Below are 4,067 nucleotides of genomic sequence, written 5' to 3'. Positions count from 1 at the left end.
GGCGGCAGGGCGGGCTGCGCGCCGGCCTTCTGCGCATCGGCATCGGGCCGGGCGGGCTGTGGCGGGACGTCGGTGGGCCGCGCGCCCGTGGTGGCGGGATCCGCCGGTGCCGACGGTTTTGTCTCCGCGCCCGGCGTCGATTGCAGCGGTTGCGTCGCCTGTGCCATCTGGGGATGCGGCTTGCCGGCGTTGAGCGTGGCAACCGAAAGCCCCGTCATGACGATCCCGGCCGCCACCATGGCGCCCGCCAACATCATATTCATCCTGTAAGCTCGCTTGCTGTCGTCCGAATACATTGGGTTCACCGCCGGTCGCCGCGAATTGGTTCGCGATATCAACGACTGCGGAAGAGGAAGGTTCCCGGGGTTGGCAGGCCGGCAGGCTGCATCGAGAGCGATGCGCCCTCCTGCCGCAAGCGGGGCGAGGTCAGGATCCGCTACAGCGCCAGCAGCCCGGCGTCGCCGTCTTCCGCGGCAAACGCCAGTTGAGTGCCCTTGGGATTCCAGGCCAGGCCCGAGACTTGCGCGCCGCCGTTCTTGCGCACCAGGATTTCCGCGCCGTCGCCCAGCCGCACCATCAGCACGGTGCCGTCGCTGTAGCCCGCCGCCAGGATATCCTGCTTCGGATGGCAGGCGACCGCGGAGACCCGCGCCCGCAGCGGTGCCAGCATCGCGGGCTCCTTGCCCATCGGACCGTCCTTGCTGCCGAACGGCCAGACGATCACGGTGTCAGCGCCCGACGTCGCCAGCGCCTTGCCGCCGGCGCTCCATGACAGCGAGCGCACGCGGCCGGGATAACCGGTCATGCGCATGTGCCGGGTATCGGCCAGCCGCCAGCCATGCAGCGCCGGCTCGTGCATCGCCGTGATCAGGAACTTGTTGTCGGGGCTGAACATGACTCCGAGATGCGACCCGGCCCATTCCAGCACTTCGGCGTTGGCGGCCATGTTGGGAAACCACAGCGTCACGCCGTTGTAATGCGCGATCGCGAGCCGCAGCCCTTTCGGCGCGAACGCCAGACCGCCGACGGTCGACGGCACTTCGAAGGATTTTTCCTCGCTTTTGGCGCCGCGGACACAGGCGGTCTTGCCGGCCGACCACGCGACAGCGCCGTCGGGATGGACGGCGACATTGTCGATCCAGCGCCGTTTGGCGTCGGTCGCCAGCAGCGTGACCTCGCCTGCTTTATCCAGCGCCACCACCTTGCCGTCGTCGCCGCCCATGACGATGCGGGCGCCGTCGGTTGCAGCGCAGAGGATGCCGCCGCTGTGGACCGGAGCAAGCGATATCTCGCCGTCGGCGCTCGCCAGCGCCACGCTTTCCTCGGCGCCGACGAAGGCTGCGACTTCGCCGAGAAAATGCACCGAAGTCACGGGCATGCCGATCGCGAGCGGACGCACCCGGTCGGTGACCGAGATGATGGAGGCGGCGTTGGTGCCGGGATCGAACTCTTTCATCACGTGGTGATACAGCCTTCGAAACCGTCACGGATCAACTGCTCGGGCAGTTCGCGGCCGATGAAGACGAGGCGACTCTCGCGGGCTTCGCCCTCCTTCCAGGGGCGCTGGTGGTCACCCTCCAGCATCATGTGGACGCCCTGAAACACGTAACGGTCGTCATCGTCGGTGAAGGCGAGAATGCCCTTCGACCGCAAAATCTTCTGGCCTTCGCTGGCGACCAGGTTCTGCAGCCATGGCATGAATTTGGTGGCATCGAGCGGCTTGTCGGAGCGCAGCGACAGCGATTGCATGTCCTCGTCGTGATAGTGCTTCAGGCCGCCATGGCTGTGGCCGTGATCGTGGTGATGATCATGTCCGTGATGATGGTCATGGTCGTGGCCATCGCCGCCGTCGAGGAATTCCGGCTCGAGTTCGAGGATGCGGTCGAGATCGAACGCGCCGCGCTCCAGCACGTCCGACAGCGCCACCTGGCAGCGCTCGGTGCGGTGCAGCTTGGCGTACGGGTTGATGGCGCGGATCCGCGCCTCGACTTCGGCCAGTTCGGCCTTGCTCACGAGATCGGTCTTGTTGAGCACGATGACGTCGGCGAAGGCGATCTGGTTCTTGGCCTCGGGCGCGTCCTTCAGCCGGTCGTTCAGCCATTTGGCGTCGGCCACCGTCACCACGGCGTCGAGCCGGGCATGCTTCTGCACGTCCTCGTCGACGAAGAAGGTCTGCGCCACCGGGGCCGGATCGGCCAGACCGGTGGTCTCGACGATGATGGCGTCGAACTTGCCCTTGCGCTTCATCAACCCGTCGAGGATGCGGACGAGGTCGCCGCGCACGGTGCAGCAGACGCAGCCATTGTTCATCTCGAACACTTCTTCGTCGGCGCCGATGATCAGATCGTTGTCGATGCCGATCTCGCCGAATTCGTTGACGATGACGGCGTATTTCTTGCCGTGGTTCTCCGAAAGGATGCGGTTGAGCAGGGTGGTCTTGCCGGCGCCGAGATAGCCCGTCAGCACGGTCACGGGAATTTTTTGGGTCGAGGGTTCAGCCATGATCACTCCGGAAAGGCGGTAGTCGCGCAGCCTTGCCGGCGGCAGGGAGGGGCCCTGCCCTAATTGGCGAGCGCGCTGGTCAGGGCCTTTATATTGTGCCTGACCATATCAATGTAAGTGGGGGCGTCGCCCTTTTCGCCCGTCAAACTGTCGGAATACAGCGTTCCGCCGACCTTGGCGCCGGTCTCGGCCGATATCCGCCGGATCAGCCTGGAGTCGCTGATATTTTCGAGGAAAACCGCCGGGATTTTCTGGGTCCTGATCTGGGTGATGATGCGGGCGACAGCGCGCGCGCTGGCCGCGGATTCGGTGGAAACGCCCAGCGGCGCCACGAATTCGATGCCATAGGCGGACGCGAAATAGCCGAACGCTTCATGGGTCGAGATCACCTTGCGGCGGTCTTGCGGGATCTGCGCCACCGCCGCGCGCACCTCGCTGTCGAGCGCATCGAGCTTTGCCAGGTAGTTCGCTGCATTGGCGCGATAGGCTTCGGCCCCCGCCGGATCGGCGGCGGCGAGCGCATCGCGAATGTTGGCCACATATATTTTCGCATTGGCGACCGATTGCCAGGCATGTGGATCGGCGTGGGAGCCGAGCTTGCGCGGCGCGATGCCCCCGGTCGCGGTGATGATGGTCGCCTTCTTGCCGGAGGATTTCACCAGCCGCGACAGCCAGCCTTCGAAGTCGAGGCCGTTGACGATGACGAGTTTCGCGTCCGCTACCTTCCTGGCGTCCGCGGGCGCCGGCGTATAGACGTGCGCGTCGCCATCGGGACCCACCAGGGTCGTCACGCTGACGCGGTCGCCTCCGACATTTTGCACGAAATCACCGAGGATCGAGAAGGTCGCGACCACGTTGAGGCGCTCCTGCGCGCGGGCGGGGAGAACAGCCATCGCAAGCACTATGCTGATTAGACAAAGAAGCCGCATCACTGCTGTCCGATCCATCCCGGTCGAAGCATTGGCGAGATATCGCAGCATCGACGGTGAGCCCCCTCTCCCCCTGTGGGAGAGGCTTGGGGTGAGGGGTTCAGGTCTATCGACGGTCCGTAACCCCTCACCCGGATCGCGTCTGGCGATGCGATCTGACCTCTCCCACAAGCGGCGAGGTGGCATGGAGCATGTGAAGGCCGAAGAGTTCAACTTCATGTCTACGCCTCCAAATGCCGACGGGGAAACATCTGGTGGAGCAGCCCGCTGACGGTGCCGAACAGCACCGAGCCGACATACAGCACCGCCGCCACCAGGATGATCGCGGGGCCCGACGGCACCTTGGTCTGGAACGACAGCACGAGGCCCGCATAGCCCGACACGATCGCGCTGGCGACCGCGATGCAGATCATGCCGGTGATGTCGCGCGACCAGAACCGCGCGATGCCGGCGGGCAGAATCATCAGCCCGACCGCCAGCAGAGTGCCAAGCGCGTGAAAGCCGTTGACGAGGTTGACCACCACCAGCGCCAGAAACGCCAGATGCGCCGGCGCGCCGGCGCGGCTGACGGTGCGCAAGAACACCGGATCGACGCATTCGATCACCAAGGGGCGAAAGATCACCGCCAGCACCAGC

At 65.3% G+C, this 4,067-nt stretch carries 5 protein-coding genes; all 5 read right to left on the bottom strand.

Going from position 1 to position 4,067, the window contains the following annotated elements; all coding sequences use genetic code 11:
- Positions 1 to 263, bottom strand: a 263-nt coding sequence (locus tag Q8R73_RS00025; protein ID WP_305717501.1) for a hypothetical protein, incomplete at its 3' end; no start/stop codon positions are given.
- A gap of 173 nt (positions 264 to 436) precedes the next feature.
- On the bottom strand, positions 437 to 1,456 hold the full coding sequence (locus Q8R73_RS00020; protein ID WP_305717502.1) for a WD40 repeat domain-containing protein: 1,020 nt from the start codon (positions 1,454 to 1,456) through the stop codon (positions 437 to 439).
- Positions 1,456 to 2,502, bottom strand: coding sequence for a GTP-binding protein (locus Q8R73_RS00015; protein ID WP_305717500.1), 1,047 nt, complete (start codon positions 2,500 to 2,502; stop codon positions 1,456 to 1,458). The genes Q8R73_RS00020 and Q8R73_RS00015 overlap by 1 nt, the downstream gene beginning before the upstream one ends.
- Before the next feature lie 59 nt (positions 2,503 to 2,561).
- On the bottom strand, positions 2,562 to 3,395 hold the full coding sequence (locus tag Q8R73_RS00010; protein WP_305717499.1) for a metal ABC transporter solute-binding protein, Zn/Mn family: 834 nt from the start codon (positions 3,393 to 3,395) through the stop codon (positions 2,562 to 2,564).
- A gap of 257 nt (positions 3,396 to 3,652) precedes the next feature.
- Positions 3,653 to 4,067: metal ABC transporter permease (locus Q8R73_RS00005; RefSeq protein ID WP_305717498.1), on the bottom strand; the 415-nt coding region annotated here is incomplete at its 5' end.

It is taken from the genome of Bradyrhizobium sp. (assembly GCF_030697065.1).
GTDB lineage: Bacteria > Pseudomonadota > Alphaproteobacteria > Rhizobiales > Xanthobacteraceae > Bradyrhizobium.
This window is presented reverse-complemented; position numbering and strand designations above follow the sequence as displayed.